We start from the raw sequence: 20,785 nt of genomic DNA on the forward strand, positions 1-20,785 counted from the left end.
GGCGCAAAGACGCCAAGGTTTTAGAATGGCAAATTCTTTAAATCCACATTTCCGCCGGAAATTATTATTCCAACTTTTTTATTTTTAAACCGTTCTTTTTCGCGAAGCAATGCCGCAAAAGCGACTGCGCTGCTGGGCTCCACGATTATTTTCATCCGCTCCCAAATAAGTTTCATTGCTGAAATAATTTCGGTTTCTTCAACCCTGATTATTTCTGAAACCAATTCTTTTATAATCGGGAAATTGACATCGCCGAGGAAGGTTTTAAGCCCGTCGGCAATTGTATTTGTAGTTTCGTTGAATTCTATTTTTCCACTTTTTAGACTTCGAAAAGCATCGTCAACTTCAAAGGGTTCGCCGCCGATTGTTTTGCAATTAGTTCCGAAATATTTCACCGAAAGTGCAGTCCCCGCAATCAATCCTCCGCCGCCAACGGGTGTGAAAACATAATCCAAATCGGGGTGCGATTGCAACAATTCCGCTGCGGAGGTTGCATTGCCGAGAATAACATTTCTGTCGTTTGAAGGATGGATAAATGTTGCTCCGGTTCTTTTTTGGATTAAGCCTGCTTCGGATTCCCTCGCAGTGGGCGTTGATTCGGATTCTGTGATAATTCCACCGTAACCTTTTACAGCTTCCTTTTTCACTTGTGGCGCATTTTCGGGCATCACGATGTATGCTTTTACGCCAAGATTTTTCGCAGCCAACGAAAGTGCCTGCGCAAAATTTCCCGAGGAATGTGTTACCACGCCAGCCTTCTTTTGTTTATCAGAAAGTTGAAGAATTGCATTGGTCGCCCCTCTCATTTTGAATGCGCCCATCTTTTGAAAATTTTCGCATTTGAAGAAAATTTCAGCTCCGGAAAGTTCATTTAAATAGGAAGATTTCAGCACAGGCGTGTTGTGAACGTACGGTTTTACCCGCGTACACGCCTCTTCAACTTCTTGTTTAGTGGGAATCATACCGCAGCGTTTTCAGAATTAAAAACTGATCTCGGTTTGTATTGCGAAGCGATTTCAGCAATGGCCTTAATGTGCTCGGGCGTGGTGCCGCAACAACCCCCGATGATGTTCACTAATTGTTTGTCTAAATATTCCTTTACCTGCGAAGCCATTTGCTGCGGACTTTCGTCATATTCCCCAAAGGCGTTTGGCAGACCCGCATTTGGATAGGCGCTCACGGCAAGATTGGTGCGGTTTGCAATCACTTCCAAATGGGGCGTGAGTTGTTTGGCCCCCAAAGCACAATTAAAGCCGACGCTCAAAAGTGGAATGTGCGTAATTGAAATCAGAAATGCTTCCGCCGTCTGCCCGGAAAGTGTTCTTCCCGAGGCATCGGTTATCGTTCCGCTTATCATAATTGGTATATCAATATTTCGCTCTTCCTTAATTTCATCAATTGCGAAAAGTGCTGCTTTGGCATTCAGTGTATCAAAAATGGTTTCTACCAAAAGGATGTCCACACCGCCATCAATCAAGGCTTCCGCTTGTTGTTTGTAGGCAACGCGGAGTTCTTCAAATGAAATAGCGCGAAAACCTGGATCATTTACATCGGGACTCATGCTGGCAGTTTTGTTTGTCGGACCCATTGCTCCGGCTACAAAACGGGGTTTGTTAGGTTCTTTCGAAGAGAATCCATCTGCAACTTTTTTTGCGATTTTGGCAGATTCGTAATTCAATTCATAAACCAAATCCTGCATATCGTAATCGGCCATTGCAATGGTAGTGCTGGAAAATGTGTTGGTTTCCACAATATCGGCACCTGCGGCGAAATATTTGGAATGAATATCAGCAATGGCTTGTGGCTGGGTTATAGAAAGTAAATCGTTATTCCCTTGTACCGATTTATGAAAATCCTTAAACCGCTCGCCTCGGAAATCTTCTTCCGAAAATTTATAGCGTTGTAGCATTGTGCCCATCGCGCCGTCGAGAATTAGGATTCGGTTTTGAAGTGCTTGTTGTATTTTATTCATTTCTTGATTTTAAAAACATCCCTCCCCAACGCTCCCTTCAAAGGGAGGAAGCGGAATTATAATATATAATATATTGCTCCCACAAAATTTGGGAATTAAAAAAATATCAAGAAAAGGTAAAGGAAAAACCTGTTTTTGTTATCTATCCCCGCCAGAGCGAAAGTAGAATGTAGCACCTTCTCGATTGAGGCCCCGCAATAAATGCGGGGTCGAGGGTTGCTAAGGCGTCACAGGGTCTATTCCCTCGGCCTTTCTTGATAACTTTTCATAATGCTTATGAACTGGTGCAAAGTAACGGGATAAAAATGTAATACACAAGCCCCCTAACCCCCAAAGGGGGAATTAATTCAGGAAAGACGTAAGACCGCTGCGCTCTAAGACATAGGACGTATGACTAATGAGTTTTGTCTTATGTCCTACGTCTTACCGTCTTAAGTCATTTTAAAGATTTTCCGTTGAGAATTATGCTGTACGTAATTTTCACCGAAGCCTCCAGCGTGATGGAAACCGAGCAGTATTTTTCAAAACTGAGTTGCGCCGCGCGGATCGCTTTTGCCTCGTCAATCTTGCCTTCCAAATGTAACGTTACGTGTATTGCCTCAAAAGGTTTTGCCTCGCGTACTTCCTTTCGCTGGCCTTCCACCTCCATTTTATAGGAAGTGATTTCCTGTCGTTGTTTTTTCAAAATTGAAACAACATCTATCGCACTACAACCGCCAACGCCCATTAGCAAAAGCTCCATCGGGCTTGCGCCTTTGGAAGGTTCGTCGGTTTTACTGTCGATGAAAACGGGAACGCCCGAGGCGCCTTTTGCTTCAAAAAGATAGTTGTCGTTTATTCTTTCAAGTTGTACTTTCATTGGGTAAAATTATATTTTTGAAACAAGAATCACGAACCACGACTTTTAGACACACGACCCCTAATTTATAAAAGATTCGTGTTTAAATTTCACGTTTCCAAATGTCGTGGTTCAAAATGTCGTGGTTCAAAAAGTCCAAAAAAAGGTGTATCAAAATATCAGAAAATTTAATCATTCTTATCGCTTATCCTTAAAATATCCCCAAAAACGCCTCGTGCCGTAACCGCCGCTCCCGCTCCCGCGCCTTGGATTACAATTGGATTATCGCCATAACTTTCGGTGTAAATTTCGAAAATGGAATCGCTGCCTTTGAGAGCACCCAACATACTATTTTTCGGAACCGAAGTTAAATTCACAGTTAAAATTGCACCCGTTTCTTTTGACAAATCGCCGTGCAAATCGGCTACGTAACGAAAAACCGAATCCTTCGCCTGATTCTTCTTTTTAATTTCAAATGGCACGTCTAATTCCTTTAATCGCTTTAAAAATTCTTCTTTTGAAACATTCCGCAGATCCTTTGGAATTAAATTTTGAATAGAAATATCTTCAAATTCATTGTGCAAATCCAATTCACGAGCCAAGATAAGTAATTTTCGTCCAACGTCATTGCCACAAAGGTCTTCGCGCGGGTCGGGTTCTGTAAATCCTTTGTCGATTGCCGATTTTAAAACCGAGCTGAACGTTCTATCTTCTTCTGAAAAAGTATTGAAAATATAACTCAACGACCCGGAAAACACCCCGCGGATTCGCGTAATATTCTCACCCGAAAGATGCAAAAGTTTAATAGTATCTATCAACGGAAGTCCTGCACCCACATTGGTTTCATATAAATATTGACGCTTTTTTGAAGTCAACTTTTCACGAAGTTCTTTGTAAAAATTCAAATCCAATGTATTGGCGATTTTATTTGAGGAAACCAAATGGAAACCGTTTTCTACAAAAGCTGAATAATTTTGAACGAAGCCAGAGTCTGCTGTGTTATCAACCAAAATTAGATTTTGAAGGTTGTTGGTTTTTGCGAAGGAAATAACTTCGGCGGGATTGTATTCTTTTCCCGAATTCATCTTTTCTTCAATCCAATTTTTGCTCAATCCATTTTGCCGAAGTAAAACTGTTTTGGAATTTGCGATTGCGAAAATATTTAGGTCTAAATCGCGTCTTCGTGAAATCTCTTCTTTCGATGAAATTATTTGATTCACCAAATGGCTGCCCACATTTCCGTGACCAAAAATGGCGATGTTTATCTTTTTCTTTTTAATCTTTTCAAGATTGATTAACTGTTCCAAAGGAATTTCAACTGTTGCTGCACTCATAATTTTTTTGACTTAGGACGTTAGGACCTAAGACATAGGACAAGACTTTTTTAGTCTTATGTCTTACGTCATTTAGCCTGCCTGCCAGCAGGCAGGTCTTACGTCGGATTATTTAATATTTTAGCTTGAAGGAATCAATTCTGCTTTTTCAATAATTTTAAAAGCTTCAGCAAGATCGTTTATCAAATCTTCGGCATCTTCAATTCCGCAGGAAAGACGAATGAGCGAGTCGTTGATGCCAGCATTCAAACGGATTTCGCGCGGAATGGAAGCGTGCGTCATCTGTGCGGGATGGCAGAGCAAGCTTTTAACACCGCCGAGACTTTCCGCCAATTTGAAATATTCGGTACTGGTTACAAATTTTACGGCTGCCTCCTGTGTGTCATCTTTCAGACTGAATGAAACAATTCCGCCAAACAATCCATTTTGCTGCTTTTTGGCGATTTCGTGGTTTTTATGGGTTTTCAAACCTGGGTAATGTACTGTTGAAACTGCTTCTTGGCTTTCCAAAAACAAGGCAACTTTCAGCGCGTTTTCGCATTGCTTTTTATAGCGAATATCTAAAGTTTCAATTCCGCGAATTGTTAAAAAACAATCCCACGGACCTAAAATTCCACCAGAAGCGTTTTGGACGAATTTGATTTTTTCGGAAAGTTCCTGTGTTTTTGTAACCACCAAACCGGCCACCAAATCGGAATGGCCACCGATGTATTTTGTTCCACTGTGGATTACGATGTCCGCGCCCAAGTCAATTGGTTTTTGGGAAATTGGGGAAGCAAAGGTATTGTCAACAACCAACAAAGCATCGATGCTTTTTGCGACTTTCGAAATTGCTTCGATGTCTGAAATCTTCAACGTTGGATTTGTTGGAGATTCAATCCAAATCAGTTTTGTTTTGTTTGAAACCGCGTTTGCCACGTTTTCAACTTCGGTGGCATCAACGTAGTTCACTTTAATTCCGAGTTTTTCGTAAACGTGGGTGAAAAGGCGATACGCCCCGCCGTAAATATCGTCAACCGCGACGATTTCATCATCAGCAGAAAGCAATTTCAAAACCGAATCAATCGCCGCCAAACCTGTGGCAAATGCAAAACCGGAATGGCCGTTTTCAAGTTTTGCAACAACGTCTTCCAAAACTTTTCGCGTTGGGTTGTTGCTTCGGGCATAATCAAAACCTTTGTTGACGCCCGGCGCCTCTTGGATAAAGGTTGAAGTTTGGTAAACCGGAACGGAAATAGCCCCAGTTAACGGATCACTTGGAATGGAATGGATAATTTTAGTTGCACTCATTTTTCTAATTTTTTTGAGTTAATAAATAGATTAAAACAAAAGATCAATCTCGAAATAAATTCGGGACAATAGAAAAATGTTAAAAAGAAAAAATGAAAAGCAATTTCAGAAAAGAAATTGTCCTGTCGTTATCTATCGCCAACTTTGAAGATTTCAAAATTGTTGTAGAATGTAGCACCTTCTTAAATGAGATTCTCGCCTGCGCGGGAATTTAAGGGTTGCTAAGGCGTCATAGGGTCTATTCCCTCGGCCTTTCTTGATAACATTTCAGTAAAGATTTGAACTTTGTGAGCGCAAATATAGCGTCAGAAAAATTTAATAACCAAATATTTCGCCAAAAAACTTCAAATAAAATTGCGGTTCGTTTAATTTTTTTACTTTTGCCGAAGATAATTTAAGAGGAAAGATTTGACTGATTGCAACCTCTTTCAAACACAGTATTTCTGGGTTTGAGGCCCCGCAACGAGTGCGGGGGAAAAATGCTAAAGGCAGTGAAAACTTCCCTTCGGCGCATCCGTCAAATCTTTGCTTGAATATGACATAAGACTTTAAGACATAGGACTTAAGACTATTACATTCAATCTTTGATTAGAAATAATTTAGTCTTATGTCTTACGCCTGCCTGCCATGGCACGACAGGCAGGTCCTTTTGTCATACGTCGTTTCAGTTTTTATAAAATTTTAAATACAATTTATGGCCTATTTATTTACTTCGGAAAGCGTTTCCGAAGGACACCCAGACAAAGTTGCGGATCAGATTAGCGATGCGCTTTTGGATAATTTTTTGGCTTTCGACCCCGAAAGTAAAGTGGCTTGCGAAACGCTTGTAACTACCGGACAGGTTGTTTTGGCGGGCGAAGTAAAAAGCAATACCTACCTCGACGTGCAGACAATTGCGCGCGATGTGATCAACAAGATTGGTTATACCAAAGGCGCCTATAAATTTAGCGGGGATTCGTGTGGTGTTATTTCGTTGATCCACGAGCAATCGCAGGATATTAACCAAGGTGTTGACCGCGCGAATAAAGAAGAACAGGGCGCTGGCGACCAAGGGATGATGTTTGGCTATGCTACCAAGGAAACCGAGAATTATATGCCGTTGGCCTTGGATATTTCGCATAAAATTTTGATTGAATTGGCTGCGCTTCGCCGTGAGGATTCTGAAATAAAATACCTGCGCCCCGATGCGAAAAGCCAGGTAACCATTGAATACAGCGATGATAATATTCCGCAGAAAATCGTTGCAATTGTGGTCTCTACACAGCACGATGACTTTGATGAGGATGAAAAAATGCTTTCGAAAATCAAAAAGGATATAACTGAAATTTTGATTCCCCGGGTAAAAAGGCAACTGCCGGAATACGTTCAGAAATTGTTTAATGATGATATTATTTATCACATAAACCCAACTGGAAAGTTCGTAATCGGTGGCCCGCACGGCGATACTGGCTTGACAGGAAGAAAGATTATTGTTGACACCTACGGCGGAAAAGGCGCGCACGGTGGCGGTGCTTTTAGTGGAAAAGACCCCAGCAAGGTAGATAGAAGTGCGGCGTATGCTGCAAGACACATTGCGAAAAACCTTGTTGCGGCTGGCGTTGCCGATGAAATCTTGGTGCAGGTTTCATACGCAATTGGCGTTGTGGAACCAACCTCTATTTTGGTAAATACCTATAATTCCTCAAACGTAAACCTTTCCGATGGCGACATTGCGAAAAAGGTTTCCGAAATTTTCAATATGCGCCCTGCGGCCATCGAAGTCAGACTTAAATTGCGCAATCCTATCTATTCCGAAACGGCGGCATATGGCCATATGGGAAGGATTCCGGAGAAAATTACCAAGACTTTTGAAAGCCCCTACAATGGGAAAATTGAGAAGGAAGTGGAGCTTTTTACTTGGGAGAAGTTGGACTATGTTGATAAGGTGAAGGAAGCTTTCAACTTGTAAAACCCATCCCGATAACTATCGGGACAAGCACCAAATTCCAAATAAATTCCAAAATACAAACCTGCCTGTCGTGCTTTTGGCAGGCAGGTCCCAAATTCCAAAGATTGCCGCACTTCGCTCGCAACTGGAATTTGGGATTTATATTTTTCCTTTGTATAAATCGGCAATTGGAAAAATCATATCATAATCATTCCAATTTAAGTTACCGTTGATTATTTTATATTGAAGAAATTTTTTTTCATCAAAATATTTCTTGATGGATGGATGATTAGATTTGGATAGAAATGGTTTAAAATCCACAATTTTTATGGTGTTATCACTAAAGTTTATTTCAATAACGAAATCTCCCAAATATTTGGCAGCTGCTATATTGAGCGCTTTACCCTCCACATTATCATAATCAACAATTATTTTCATTTTATTCTCTTTGTGATTCGTTCAAAGTCAACATTCTTATGATATACAAAATAATCAATCCATTTTTCAACAATTTTATCGGCATACATTTCAAGAAATTCTTCAAAATCCCTAAGCTCTTTTCCTTTTAACGGTTCTCTTCCTTTTATGTTTTTAATCTTGATTTCTTTTATAACTCCTTCAACAATATAAAATTCAGCCTTACTTTCAAATTCTCCCTTTTTTGCATGAACATGAATAGGTTCATGTTCATTAGAGTAGAAGAAAATCAATATACCTAAATATTCAAATATTTTTGGCATTTTAAGTTGCGTTTATCAAATTTACAAAAACCTTTTTTATTGCCCTCCTTTTCTTTCAGGCACCCTTGGCGTTGGCCACGTTTGGCGTTCTCCTGTTTTATCGTCAATCGGCAGAATAATTTGTTCGCGCGAAGTTTTAGAATCGTCTTCCGAAGCCATATAAGCCATAATTGCAGTTAAGATTACGTTGCTTTGCACATCGTCAAAAACAATTTTATCGTAGGTATCGAGATTTGTGTGCCAAGTATAATTCCAATAATCCCAACTTAAAGAACTTAAATTGAAAGCAGGCGCACCAGCGGCCACAAAACTCGCATTGTCTGAGCCTCCGCGCGCCGGCCAGCCCGGAAAAGTGGTTTCAATATGTTTTCGGATGGTGTCCGGAACCGCCTTCAACCAGCGTGAAATATAATCGTAAGAATGAAGGAATCCTGCCCCGTTGATACTCGTAACCCTTCCCGTACCATTGTCCTGATTGAAAACCGCTTGAATATTATTAACGATTTCGGGATGGTCTGCCACGAAGGAAGAAGAACCGTTTAAACCCTGCTCCTCACTTCCCCAATGGCCCACTAAAATTGTGCGTTTTGGATTGGGATATACTTTTTTCAGAATTCGCATGGCTTCCATCATCACCAACGTTCCCGTGCCGTTGTCTGTAGCTCCAGTTCCGCCGTCCCACGAATCAAAATGTGCTGAAAGGATTACGTATTCTTCAGGTTTTTCGGTTCCCTTAATTTCTGCGATGGTGTTAAAAGTTGGCACAACGCCCAAATCCTTAGATTCGGCAACCACGTGAATTTTCGGTTTGTCGCCGTGTTCCACCATTCTGTAAAGCATACCATAATCTTCCAACTGAATATCTACGGTAGGAATTTTTTTGGTGCGCGCCCCGAAAATTTTATTCGCGCCAAAAGCTTTGGACCAGTACGAATCAACAATGCCAACTGCGCCGGCTTCTTCCAAGGCTGGAATAATGCTTCTTCGGTCGTAGCCGCTGCGTTTTATGTTTTCGTTCCAGGCTTTGGTCTGTTCCTCTCTTTCTTTTTTCATCTTTTCAAAAGATTCGGGTGTGGCCCATTCTTTCCAATTATCGTCCGGTCTTCCCGTGGGTTGCTTCATCGCAACCATCACGAATTTTCCCTTCACATTCGGCAACCATTTTCTGAATGAAATTGAATCCCTTATTTCGGGAAGCACAATCAATTCAGCAGTTACGCCTTTTGAGGACGTACCTGGATTCCACGCTAATTGTGTCCCGCTTAAGGTTTGAACACGTGGCGAAACCATATCGATATGGGTTATGCCGCGCTCCCAGCCTTTCCATTCGCCCCATTGTTGGTTTTCTGCGGAAATACCCCAGCTTTTATATTTTGCCACGGCCCAATCGTGGGCTTGCCGCATTTGGGGCGTACCAACCAATCGCGGACCGATATCGTCCAGCAATTCGTGCGCGAGAATTTCCAGTTGTGAATTTTCGTAGGCTTCTTTTTGGATGTTTTCGATTATTTCGTTTTTTTCCTGGGAAAAAGTTGAAAGGGCTGAAAATAAAAGAAAGGCGAATGTGAGGCAGTATAGTTTTTTCATAACAATAGATTAATCTTCCGATGCTTTTTTCAGAAATGAAATCTAAAATTACAACTTATTTACCATTTCAGCTATTGGATTTTTTTCACCACAAAGGTCGCAGAGGGCTGCACAAAGTTCACCAAGTAAATAAGACCTCACAGGTTTTTGAAACCTGTGAGGTCCATATTAGCAGTTAAATTATATTATGGTTTCTGGCCTTTTGCACGGCTTCAATCTTGCTGTGTACCTGTAGTTTCTTGTAGATATTTTCAATGTGTTTCCGAACCGTGCTTGGCGAAAGAAAAAGATGATCTGCAATAATCGTGTAGCTCAAACCTTTGCTGAGCTGCTCCAAAACCTCAACCTCGCGGGTGGAAAGGGAGATTTCCTCCTTGTCTTTCAAGTTTTGAATATCTATGGGATTTCGCAATAGTTTTAAGGTTTTCATTGCAATGGAAGGGTTCATCGCCGCGCCGCCATTTAAGGTTTCCAAAATGCCTTCGTATAAATCTTTTGGGTTGATTTCTTTCAGCAAATAGCCATCGGCACCGGCTTTTATAGCGTTGAAGATATGCTCGTCGTTATCAAAAGCGGTGAGCATGATTATTTTGATGTGCGGATATTTCTGCTTAACGATTTGCGTGGTTTCAATGCCGTTGAGAACGGGCATTTCAATATCCATCAAAATTAAATCGAGGTTGTGATTTTCTTCGAGTTTTGTGAGCAGCTCACTGCCGTTCAGAGAGGTATGCTTCACTTTTACATCTTCAAAAAAGGAGAGTTTTTCCTTTATGGCGTTTATCAGAAAGGTGTTGTCGTCAACTATTGCAATTTTAAGCATCTTTGGTACGGTTAGTTGTTTTAAAGATACTAAAAATACCTTTTAGGAAGTATTGAAAAAATAGGGCAATTGCCGTATAAATATGACAAAAGAATAAAGAGAAAAGAACACAGACAAAAATAGTACGCCAAATCTCATTATTTTTGAAAATTCAAAATAACGCTGGTACCTTTATTTATTTTTGAATTAAATTCAATGTTTCCCCCAATCTCTCGGGCGCGTTTTTTCATATTGTTCAACCCATTTCCCAGTGTTGCGGAATCTGCATCATAACCTTTGCCGTTGTCAATAATCTCAATTTGGTACTGGCTTTCCTCTTTTGAAATATTCACTTCAATTTCATCTGCGGAAGCATATTTCAATGCATTGTTCACAGCTTCTTGAATAATCCTGTAAATGTTCATGCCTTCCACGGATGAAAACACGTGCGTTTCATCAACATTTTCGTCAATATTAAATGAAAACTCGGTTTTTTCCGAAGCGTTTTTGGCGTGCTCAATAAAATTGGCGATTCGGGCCTGCAGGTCCTCAAAAGTTATGTTTTCCTTGTTCATCGCCCAAATGGTGTCGCGCAATTCATAAATGGTTTGCGATGTGAAATTGCTGATACTTGTTAACTTATTTCCTAATTTTTCGCTGATTTCCGTAAATCCAAATTTTAAATTGTCAATGCTGGAAATGATAAAGGTGAGCTGCGCCCCAATATTGTCGTGAAGGTCGCGGGAGATTCGCAGGCGCTGCTCCTGTAATTTGTTTTGGGTTTCAATTTTTGCCAAAGCAGATGTTAATTCAGCTTCCTTTTGAAGCTGGCGGTTTTTTAGTTTTTGTTGGTTGTAGAGCAAATAGCCCAGTAGCCCAAGAACCAAAGCCAGTCCGAGACTGCCGAAGATAAAGGTGTTTTTACGGCGGACTTCCAGATCTTTTTCTGCCAACTGGGCGCGTTGTTTTAGGATTTGGTTTTCCTTTTTTTCGGTTTGGTATTTCGCTTGAAGTTCATTGGTAATGTTGAGCGCTTTCTCACCAACTATTTCTTCCTGAAGAAGTGCATATTTGGTGCTGTAATACAATGCACTGTCGGGAGCTTTTTCACTAGCAAAAACGGTAACATATTGCAGATAAAGGGTTGAAAGTTTTTCTTTAATACCTTCCTTTTTATAAAAAGGCCTGATCTCATCCAGCAGCAATCGTGCTTTTCTATATTCTCCCAATGTGTTATGAATTCCGGCCAAAGTTAATTTGGAACTCATCAAATCTGCTACCATATTTGAATTCGTGCGATATTGAAGTGATTTGGAAATCGCTTCTTTGGCCTGCTGAATTTTATGCTGAGCCATATATACTTCCCCGAGATTATTATAAGCTGCACCAAGAGTTTCAACGTTATTTATGGATTCGGAAATTTTAATGCTTTCCGCTAAGGTTTTTATTGCGCTCAAGGTATCCTTCATCACCAACTGAATGCTGGCTTTATTGACCAACGCATTTCCCAAAAGTTTGCCCTGATCCGTTTTTCTAAAAAAATCAATATTTTTATTAAAGTACCGAAGTGCTTCTTTATAATTTTTTTGGTTGAAATGTAAAGCGCCAATGTTACTTTCAGCAGAATTGGCCAAAACTTCATTGCCGGTATCTTCATAGAATTTAAGTGCCTTTAGGTAATAAATCATCGCACTATCTAGTTGGGTTTTCTTGTGATAGGCCGTGCCAATTTTATAGTGAAGAGATGCAATTCCTGCTGAATCGCGCTGTTTTTCTCGGATGGTGAGCGACTGTTTATAAAAATTTAGCGCTTGTTGCAAATCGCCTTTACTATAATTCACCACAGCGAAATCACTTAAAGCCTGTGCTATTAGTGTGGAATCCCCAATTTTTCTGGCAGCTACCAACGATTTTTTTCCATATACAAAGGCAGAATCGGTATCTACCATACTGTAATACCAAGTTAAATCTGCATAAATTTTTGCCTTATCGCCAACAGAAGATACTTTGGAAAGATTCGTTCTAAGGCTATCAATAATTTCAACTGGATTTTGGGAAATCATTTTGGAACAAAGAAATATTCCGAAAAATGCAATCATTAAAATTTTATTCATTGCGATCTCTTTCTAAAATTATGATTTCCGGCTGCACCATTAGTGCTTCTTCAAGATTGTATCTTTGAAAATCATAGCGGTTCAGGTTTTGGTTTCTATTGTTAATCTGAAATGTAGCAGTGGAAATGGCCCGTTCCAAAGCAACAATCGTTTGGTCATGGGTTTTGGCCAGCACAATTTTCCTGTTAAAAAACCAAACCGTTATCCCAATTATTGCGGAAAACAGCATTGCAGCTATGGCAAATTGTACAAACATTTTTCTGAAGTTGGTTTTAATCTTTAAAAATACGTCTATTTCCCTTTAAAAAATATAGGGCAGTTGCCTTATAATCCCCACCCCGCCCCAAAGGAGAGGGAGCTAATTGTTTCAAAAAATAAGTCTCACCACGGTTCCTCTATCTATTTCTGAAGTGATTGCCACGTTTCCCCCCAAATCTTTGGCGCGTTTTTTTATGTTTGCGATGCCGTTGCCGAAACTTGTTTTTTCCATATCGAAACCTTTGCCGTTATCGGTTATTTCCACCTTAAAGGAAGTCCCCACCCCCGACCCCTCCCCAACAGGGAGGGGAGCTTTGGATAGGGAAACTTGTATTTGGGTTGCTTCGGAATATTTTAGGGCATTGTTTACGGCTTCCTGTATAATCCTGTAAATATTCATGCCTTCCACAGAGGTAAAATGCTTTTCCCTTAAAACATTTTCGGCAACATCAAATTGAAAATTGACATCGCTGGACACCTTGGCCTTTTCAATAAAATTTGAAATGCGCGCCTGCAAATCCTCCACCGAAATATCTGTTTTGTTCATCGCCCAAATGGTGTCGCGCAGCTCATAAATGGTCTGTGAGGCAAACTCGCTTATCCTGCCCAATTTATCGGTTACGGACGTTGCGGCACCCTCCAAGCCATACTTTAAATTGTCTATGGAAGAAATAATAAAAGTGAGCTGGCTGCCAATATTGTCATGGAGGTCGCGGGAAATCCGCAACCGCTGTTCCTGTAATTGGTTTTGGGTAGCTATCTTTGCGAGGGCCGTTTTCAGTTCGCTTTCTTTTTGAAGTTGGCGGTTTTTCAGTTTTTGCTGCTTGTAAAAAAGATAGCCGATAAGCCCCAAAAGCAGCGCAAGTCCAAGACTTCCGAAGATCAGATTGTTTTTCTGTTCCACTTCAAGCTCCCTTTCCGCAAGGTTTGCCCGGGTTTCCGCGAGGGCCCTTTCTTTTTCGGAAATATTGAATTTCGTTTCCAACGCCGCTGTATTCTCGGCATTTTGTTGTGAAAAAATACTGTCCCTGAGCGCAATGGCCTTTATAAAATATTCGTTGCCTTTTTCGGGATCGTTGTTCAGGAAATTGGCCTGTGATACCGCATAATAGTATTCAGAAATACTCACCTTTTGTTCCGGAAATTGCTGGATTAAATTTTCGCCCTTCTTCAGCACCTTGAGGGCTTCCTTTAAATTATTTTTTAGGATATAGGCTTCCGCAAGATTATTGATGGAGGTAATCACTCTATGCACCCCAATTTTTGTGGCAAGCCTTCCATCTATCACTTCCTGCAGAAGAGGTATGGCAAGGTCCGTTCGGTTTGTTTTTTGGTATAGGCTGGCCAAAGTATGGGTTAGATCGAAATACAGATCTTGGTTTCCAACTTCCTTTGCCAGATTTCTACCTTCAACTAGCATTTTTTCCGCTTCTTTGAAATCACCTTTGTCCTGTAAATTAATGGCAATGTTGTTAAGGGAAACGGGAATATCCTTGGTTTTTTTATATTCCCGGCGGATGGCCAGGGCCTTTTGGTGATACTCCAAAGCTTTATCGGCCATATTCATATCTTGGTAAATGAGGCCTATATTGTTAAGGTAGGTATCGTCCTTGTCGGGGGTGCCGTATTTTCTGTTCAGGGCAAGTGCCTCGAAAAAATAATCCAAAGCGTTTTGGTAATTTCCTTGGTTCCAATTGGACATGCCCAGGCCGTTTGTGCATCGTGCCTCAAGGTCTGCAAAGCCGTAATCCTTGCTCATCAAAAGCGCCTTCTTGAAATAGAATTGGGCCGAATCGTAAACACCTTGTACGTCATAATATATTCCCAAGGTATTGGTAAGCCGTGTTTTACTGTAGGCTGTTTTTGGGGTGGTAGTTTCCCTTAATCCCTTTTGAAGAAAACTTTTTGCTTTTTCAGGTTCATTAAAAATATAATAAAACCCCAAATCGTTATAAATAGCGAGCCGCGTGGAATCATTCGCCGTTTTTGCGGCCTGCACCAAACTGTCCATTTTCTTTTGGGGAGCTTGCGAAAAGACTGTTGAAAGTCCAATAAACAAAAACAGAAAAACACAGAAAAAACATTTCATAAAAAGCCATTGTTGGGAATCCTAAAGTACAGAAAAAAAATAAACCCCATAGTTTAACATGGGGTTTCAGAACTGCAAACGCCCCTCAACTCGTTTGCGTTTTGAAAAATAATCTGGTTAGTAGATCACTTTAAATTTCCTATACAAAGATGCTTTTTGGCAAAAGAATAAACAATAGGGCAGTTGCCGTATTCTCAGTAGTCAGTATTCAGTGTTCAGTATAATTTTAAGGCTCCTAAACTTTTAAACCCCTCAACTTTTAAACTTTTAAACTATAAAAAAAACCGGAGGAAAAACTTGCGTTTCGCCCCCGGCCCACGTAAAAACCTCAACATAGAGATTTTCTTTAGTGCGTTTGCTTACTGGAAATCCACATTGAATGAACCTTCGGTAATGTCTTTAAAAGTACCATCCGCATTTTTGCCTTTAAAATTAAAAGTACCTTTAATGTTGGTTGAACTAATTTCCGAAACTTTTATTTCGCCCGCAACGCTTGTATCATACGGAGCAACCCATATTTCTGAATTTGTTGGATTGTTAACATCTACTTCTGTATAGCTGGCATTGCCAAATACGTTGGGGCCGCCGCCAATGCTGTAGGTGCCTACCCCGTCAAAACCACCATTAATTGACAAAGTGATGTTTTTGCCGTTCATGGTATTTGAAGTGATCATTAAAGTGCTGACCCCATTGGCATCGGAACGTACGGCACTGGTCACCAAAGGATCCGAATTATAGCTTGCGCCAGAAACCTTTGCGCTTACAGTTCCAGAAGCAGCATCACCGCCGCCTCCGCCATCGTCGTCTTTTTTACAAGAAGTTAAACTTACGGCAACAACTGCCATCAATACTAAAATTGTTTTGTTGAATAGTTTCATAATGTTTGGTTTTAGTTCTCCGCCGCGGCGGATACGTGATTAATGTTGAAGCAAAATTGGTCCAAACCTGAAGTTCTCACAATAGGGCAATTGCCTTATTCTTTTCAGTATGCAGTATTCAGTACCAGTTGGCAGTACTTAAAATTGAATATGTGGAAATAGATTTTTAAGTGAAGAAATTTTCTGTTGAAGATTTGCCAAAAACCGGAGATGTTCGGCACTTTCGGGATTTAAGGACCTGTGGTTCAGGCCATTTTGTATGGAGGCGATTTCCTTTTGAAGCGTTTCGGTTTCAGCAGCAATCCAAACTTTGGAAAATTTCTGCCAAATAAGCTCGATGGCGGTGCTGTTTGGATGAAGCAGATCCTCGGCGTAAAAACGGTAATCGCGGAGTTCGTCCATCATGATTTCGAAGGCAGGAAAGTAAAAGGATTTACGATTTACGTCCCGAAAGCTATCGGGAGCCGATTTTAGATTTAAGAAGTGGTGGATTGCAGAAATGAGATGCGCTTTGCTGAGTGAATTTTCCGCGAAACCATCTTTAATATGCCGCACGGGCGAAACGGTGTTTATAATTGTCGCGGTCGGGTTTATTGTTGAAATTTTATCGAAAATAGTTTGAAGGCTTTTTGAAATGGTTTCGATGGAAAGCAATTCCTTTTGAAAATGTTGCTTCGGAAGTTTATGGCAGTTGGCTACAATTTCGCCTGTGCTTAGCAGAGCCGAAGCACGGTCGCTGAGCGGAGCCGAAGCGTCAACAGTCCTGTAAACCCACGAAGTTCCAAAAGTGAAAATGATATGCGTTGCAGAAAAGAGAGCTTCGCGAAGGTTTTGCAAAGCCGAATTTAGATTAACTAAAAATTCATCCATATCCAAAGCCGAAAGCTCGGAATGTGCTTCAAAACATTTCCAAACTTCATTGTGCTGAAAAATATCTTCTTCGGAAAAGGAAACGTCGTCAATTGCGCGAACAATCAGTTTTTCAATCGATACAGGATTGAAAATTACCCCAAACGGATTCTGTAAATTCTGAAACTTGAAATAATCAAACTTTCTTCCAATGTTTTCCGAAAAACAGCTTCCCATCAAAAGGATTTTGGAGGAATAATCTATCTGATTTTCTTCGGGGTTTAGCGGTATTTCGGTTTGGAGCTTCATCTGTTATATAAAATCTCTGTGTTCCCTGTGCCTTTGTGGTGTATAATTTACCACAGAGACACAGAGGTCACAGAGTCAAATCAAAAAGGTTTTCGCTTTTTCCAAGGCCTCATCAATTCCCGCTGGATTCTTCCCTCCCGCAGTGGCAAAGAAAGGCTGCCCGCCGCCGCCGCCCTGGATGTATTTTCCAAGTTCGCGGACGATTTTTCCCGCATCCAGATTTTTATCGGCAGCCAATTCTTTTGAAATATAACAGGCAAGCAACGCTTTTCCATCGTGTTCGGCGCCAAAAACTAAAAATAGATTCTCGGTTTCGCCGCCCATTTCAAACGCCAAATCCTTCATTCCACCAGCATCCAAATCAATTTTTTTAGCAAGGAAATTGATTCCGTTTATTACTTCAATTTCAGCTTTTAATTCGCCTTTTAGATTCTTGGCTTTATCCTTCAACAATTGCTGAATCTGTTTTTGCAAGGCACTGTTTTCTTCCTGCAGACTTTCCACAGCCTTCACCGGGTCCTGTGCATTGTTCAGTGCTTTTTGGAGTGCGGCAAACGCTTCACTTCTATCAATAAAATATTGTTTGGCAGCATCGCCGGTAATCGCTTCAATCCTTCTGATTCCCGAGGCAACCGCGCCTTCGGAAGTAATGATGAAATGCCAAATATCGTTTGTATTCGGCACGTGGGTTCCCCCGCAAAGTTCCATCGATTTTCCAAACTTTATCGCGCGCACACTATCGCCGTATTTTTCGCCGAAAAGTGCAATGGCACCTTCGTCTATGGCTTGCTGGTAGGGAATATTTCGTCGTTCTTCCAAAGCGATTCCCTCGCGGATTCGGGCGTTTACAAAATCCTCCACCTGTTTCAGTTCCTCGTCGGTCACTTTTGCGAAATGTGAAAAGTCAAAACGCAGGTTTCGGCTGTGGACCATACTCCCTTTTTGGGTAACGTGCTCGCCCAAAATATTGCGCAGGCCTTGGTGCAACAAGTGGGTTGCGGTATGGTTGGCCGCGGTACGGTTTCGCTGTTTTTCGTCCACTACGGCCACAAACGTACCCTCCAAATTTCGCGGAAGCGTTTTTGTGAAATGGATTATTAGATTGTTTTCCTTTTTGGTGTCAACAATATAAGTAATGCCGCCATCGGCAGCTTTTAAATAGCCCTTATCGCCTACTTGGCCGCCGCCTTCGGGATAGAACGGCGTGAGATTGAAAACAAGTTGGTACATTTCGCCCTCCTTTTTGCTTTCCACCTTGCGGTATTTTGTAATGCGCACTTGGGTTTCCAAGGTATCGTAGCCCACAAATTCCTCTTCGTCATCTTTTTCCAGAACAATCCAATCGCCCGTTTCCACTTTTGTCGCGGCGCGGGAGCGGTCCTTCTGTTGCTGAAGTTCGGCGTCAAATTCCTTTTCGTTTAACGAATAGCCGCGTTCACGAAGAATTAATGCCGTTAAATCTATCGGGAAGCCGAAGGTATCGTACAATTCAAACGCTTTTTTACCGGAAATTTCCTTTGAATCTGCGGTTTCAATAACGTTTTCAAGCAACACCAAACCTTGGTCCAGCGTTCGCAAAAACGATTGTTCCTCTTCGCGAATAACATTCGTGATTAAGTTCTTTTCAGTAATTAACTCCGGAAAAGCGTCGCCCATTTGCGCGCTGAGCGTTTCTACCAATTTATAAATGAAAGGCTCTTTTTTGTCCAAAAACGTAAACCCGTAACGGATGGCCCTTCTTAAAATTCTTCGTATTACATAGCCGGCGCCCGTATTGCTCGGAAGCTGCCCATCTGCAATTGAAAATGCCACGGCGCGAACGTGGTCTGCGATTACGCGCGTTGCAATGTCCTTTTTCTCGTCCTTTCCGTATTTTGAATTCGTAATTGCCTCAATCTCCCGAATGAGCGGTGTAAAAACATCGGTATCGTAGTTGCTCTGTTTGTTTTGCAAAACCATACACAAACGCTCAAAACCCATCCCGGTATCAACATGTTGGGCGGGCAATTTTTCAAGGCTACCGTTGGCTTTTCGGTTGAATTGCATAAAAACCAAGTTCCAGATTTCCACTACTTGCGGGTGGTCGTTATTCACCAAATCCTTCCCCGGAATTTTAGCCTTCTCTTCCGCCGAACGGATATCCACGTGTATTTCGCTGCATGGCCCGCATGGACCTTGGTCGCCCATTTCCCAGAAATTGTCCTTTTTGTTTCCGTTTAAAATGCGGTCTTCGGGCACGAATCGTTTCCAAAGTTCATAAGCTTCGGTATCGCGCTCCAAGCCTTCACTTTCATCGCCTTCAAAGATGGTTACGTAGAGAATTTCCTTATCAATTTTATACACTTCGGTCAAAAGCTCCCACGCCCACTCGATGGCTTCTTTTTTGAAATAATCGCCAAAACTCCAATTGCCGAGCATTTCAAACATGGTATGGTGATAGGTATCCATTCCCACTTCTTCAAGATCGTTGTGCTTTCCGCTTACGCGCAGGCATTTCTGTGTGTCTGCAATCCGGTTGCTTTTTGGCTTTCCATTTCCGAGGAAATATTCCTTAAAAGGCGCCATCCCACTATTGATGAACATTAGGGTTGGGTCGTTCTTCACCACCATAGGCACTGAGGGCACAATGGCGTGTTGTTTCGACTTGAAAAATTCTAAAAATCTGGAACGGGTTTCCTTCGAGTTCATTTCTTATAAAGTTATGCTAAAATTAAGGGTTGGGCGCAGTGGGAAACAATTTCTATATTTGTAAAAACGTTACCTTTACCTCGCGCGAACAAGCAACGCGCAAAAATAGCAATTTTTTAATGCATGTCTAAGGTTAAATATTACTACGATAGCGAAACGCTTTCGTACCGAAAAATAGAAAAGAAAAAAGGCCGAAAACTGAAGATTTTCGCCCTAAGTCTTTTGGGAATGTTTTTGAGCGGTTTTTTACTGCTTTTGGTTTATATAAATCTTCCTTCGGTTCAGACCCCAAAGGAGTTGGCGCTACAACGCGAGCTGAACAATATGCAGCTCCAATTTGAGCTTTTGAACAAGAAAATAAACCAAGCACAGGCAGTTTTAGCGGAAGTGGAAGACCGCGACAACAACTTGTATCGCGTGTATTTCGAAAGCAACCCAATCCCTGAGGAGCAGCGAAAGGCTGGTTTTGGAGGGATTAACCGTTATAAGGATTTGGAGGGTTTTGACAATTCGAAATTGATAATAAACACCACCCGCAACTTGGATATTTTAACGAAGCAGATTGTGGTGCAGTCGAAATCGTTGGATGAAATAGCCAAACTTGCCGAGGAAAAAGAAAAGCTTTTGGCCGCCATTCCTGCAATCCAACCCGTAAAAAACGAGGATTTAACGCGGATTGCATCGGGTTACGGTTACCGCACAGACCCATTTACAAAAGCGCGAAAGTTCCACTACGGCATGGATTTTACCGCACCCCGCGGAACGCCAGTCTATGCAACGGGCGATGGGGTCGTGGAACGTGCGGACAATACCGCGACCGGTTACGGAAACCATATTGTGATAGACCATGGCTACGGTTATGAAAGTCTGTACGGACATTTGTACAAATACAATGTACGGGCTGGCCAAAAAGTACAGCGCGGAGACATTATAGGTTTTGTGGGAAGTACCGGAAGAAGCGAGGCGCCACATTGCCATTACGAAGTTTTTAAGGATGGCGAACGCATCAACCCGATAAATTTTTACTACGGAAGTTTGACTGCGGAAGAATTTGCCAATATTTTGAAAAAATCACAGGAAGAGAACCAATCTTTAGATTAAATTCCAAAA

The 20,785-nt window shown here is 41.4% G+C and carries 17 protein-coding genes and 2 riboswitches; of the genes, 2 read left to right on the forward strand and 15 right to left on the reverse strand.

The window, feature by feature from the left end; genetic code table 11:
* Positions 1–20 precede the first annotated feature (20 nt).
* The 5 genes from POV26_RS08435 to POV26_RS08455 all read right to left on the reverse strand — a co-directional run bounded on the left by POV26_RS08435 (position 21) and on the right by POV26_RS08455 (position 5,434).
* Positions 21–962 carry a pyridoxal-phosphate dependent enzyme gene (locus POV26_RS08435; protein ID WP_272856035.1) on the reverse strand — a complete coding sequence of 314 codons (942 nt, stop codon included), beginning with the start codon at positions 960–962 and terminating at the stop codon, positions 21–23.
* A complete protein-coding gene (locus POV26_RS08440) occupies positions 959–1,972 on the reverse strand; it encodes a homocysteine S-methyltransferase family protein (RefSeq protein WP_272856036.1) in 1,014 nt (337 codons plus the stop codon). The genes POV26_RS08435 and POV26_RS08440 overlap by 4 nt, the downstream gene beginning before the upstream one ends.
* Positions 1,973–2,107: 135 nt before the next feature.
* Positions 2,108–2,236: riboswitch (SAM riboswitch) on the reverse strand.
* 172 nt (positions 2,237–2,408) lie between these two features.
* Complete coding sequence (locus POV26_RS08445; protein WP_272856037.1) at positions 2,409–2,831, reverse strand: OsmC family protein; 423 nt, start codon at positions 2,829–2,831, stop codon at positions 2,409–2,411.
* 167 nt (positions 2,832–2,998) lie between these two features.
* A complete protein-coding gene (locus POV26_RS08450) occupies positions 2,999–4,144 on the reverse strand; it encodes a homoserine dehydrogenase family protein (RefSeq protein WP_336375901.1) in 1,146 nt (381 codons plus the stop codon).
* A gap of 120 nt (positions 4,145–4,264) precedes the next feature.
* On the reverse strand, positions 4,265–5,434 hold the full coding sequence (locus POV26_RS08455; RefSeq protein ID WP_272856038.1) for a trans-sulfuration enzyme family protein: 1,170 nt from the start codon (positions 5,432–5,434) through the stop codon (positions 4,265–4,267).
* Between the two features lie 125 nt (positions 5,435–5,559).
* A riboswitch (SAM riboswitch) is annotated at positions 5,560–5,700 on the reverse strand.
* Between the two features lie 428 nt (positions 5,701–6,128).
* Here POV26_RS08455 and metK point away from each other — a divergent pair.
* Positions 6,129–7,382, forward strand: a complete 1,254-nt coding sequence (gene metK / locus POV26_RS08460) for a methionine adenosyltransferase (protein ID WP_272856039.1) — start codon at positions 6,129–6,131, stop codon at positions 7,380–7,382.
* Positions 7,383–7,520: 138 nt separating this feature from the next.
* On the opposite strand, the gene POV26_RS08465 is transcribed toward metK, so the two are convergent.
* The 10 genes from POV26_RS08465 to alaS form a co-directional block, all read right to left on the reverse strand.
* Positions 7,521–7,799: a DUF2442 domain-containing protein gene (locus POV26_RS08465; RefSeq protein WP_272856040.1), complete on the reverse strand. Its 279-nt coding sequence runs from the start codon at positions 7,797–7,799 to the stop codon at positions 7,521–7,523.
* A complete protein-coding gene (locus POV26_RS08470) occupies positions 7,796–8,101 on the reverse strand; it encodes a DUF4160 domain-containing protein (protein WP_272856041.1) in 306 nt (101 codons plus the stop codon). The genes POV26_RS08465 and POV26_RS08470 overlap by 4 nt, the downstream gene beginning before the upstream one ends.
* Before the next feature lie 36 nt (positions 8,102–8,137).
* Positions 8,138–9,688: a M20/M25/M40 family metallo-hydrolase gene (locus POV26_RS08475; protein ID WP_272856042.1), complete on the reverse strand. Its 1,551-nt coding sequence runs from the start codon at positions 9,686–9,688 to the stop codon at positions 8,138–8,140.
* Positions 9,689–9,863: 175 nt separating this feature from the next.
* Positions 9,864–10,511 (reverse strand): response regulator, encoded by a 648-nt coding sequence (locus tag POV26_RS08480; protein WP_272856043.1) that lies wholly within the window; start codon positions 10,509–10,511, stop codon positions 9,864–9,866.
* Positions 10,512–10,648: 137 nt separating this feature from the next.
* On the reverse strand, positions 10,649–12,604 hold the full coding sequence (locus tag POV26_RS08485) for a tetratricopeptide repeat-containing sensor histidine kinase (protein ID WP_272856044.1): 1,956 nt from the start codon (positions 12,602–12,604) through the stop codon (positions 10,649–10,651).
* Complete coding sequence (locus POV26_RS08490; protein WP_272856045.1) at positions 12,597–12,860, reverse strand: hypothetical protein; 264 nt, start codon at positions 12,858–12,860, stop codon at positions 12,597–12,599. The genes POV26_RS08485 and POV26_RS08490 overlap by 8 nt, the downstream gene beginning before the upstream one ends.
* Positions 12,861–12,971: 111 nt before the next feature.
* Positions 12,972–14,951, reverse strand: a complete 1,980-nt coding sequence (locus POV26_RS08495) for a tetratricopeptide repeat-containing sensor histidine kinase (RefSeq protein WP_272856046.1) — start codon at positions 14,949–14,951, stop codon at positions 12,972–12,974.
* A gap of 359 nt (positions 14,952–15,310) precedes the next feature.
* Positions 15,311–15,829 (reverse strand): DUF6252 domain-containing protein, encoded by a 519-nt coding sequence (locus POV26_RS08500; RefSeq protein ID WP_272856047.1) that lies wholly within the window; start codon positions 15,827–15,829, stop codon positions 15,311–15,313.
* A gap of 138 nt (positions 15,830–15,967) precedes the next feature.
* A complete protein-coding gene (locus tag POV26_RS08505; RefSeq protein WP_272856048.1) occupies positions 15,968–16,987 on the reverse strand; it encodes a GSCFA domain-containing protein in 1,020 nt (339 codons plus the stop codon).
* A gap of 75 nt (positions 16,988–17,062) precedes the next feature.
* A complete protein-coding gene (gene alaS, locus POV26_RS08510) occupies positions 17,063–19,675 on the reverse strand; it encodes an alanine--tRNA ligase (protein ID WP_272856049.1) in 2,613 nt (870 codons plus the stop codon).
* A 123-nt stretch (positions 19,676–19,798) separates the two neighbouring features.
* Here alaS and POV26_RS08515 point away from each other — a divergent pair, with 123 nt between their 5' ends.
* Entirely contained in the window at positions 19,799–20,776 is a 978-nt protein-coding gene (locus POV26_RS08515; RefSeq protein WP_272856050.1) for a M23 family metallopeptidase, read from the forward strand.
* Positions 20,777–20,785 lie beyond the last annotated feature (9 nt).

The organism is Aequorivita todarodis (assembly GCF_028561335.1).
GTDB classification, from domain to species: Bacteria; Bacteroidota; Bacteroidia; order Flavobacteriales; family Flavobacteriaceae; genus Aequorivita; species Aequorivita todarodis.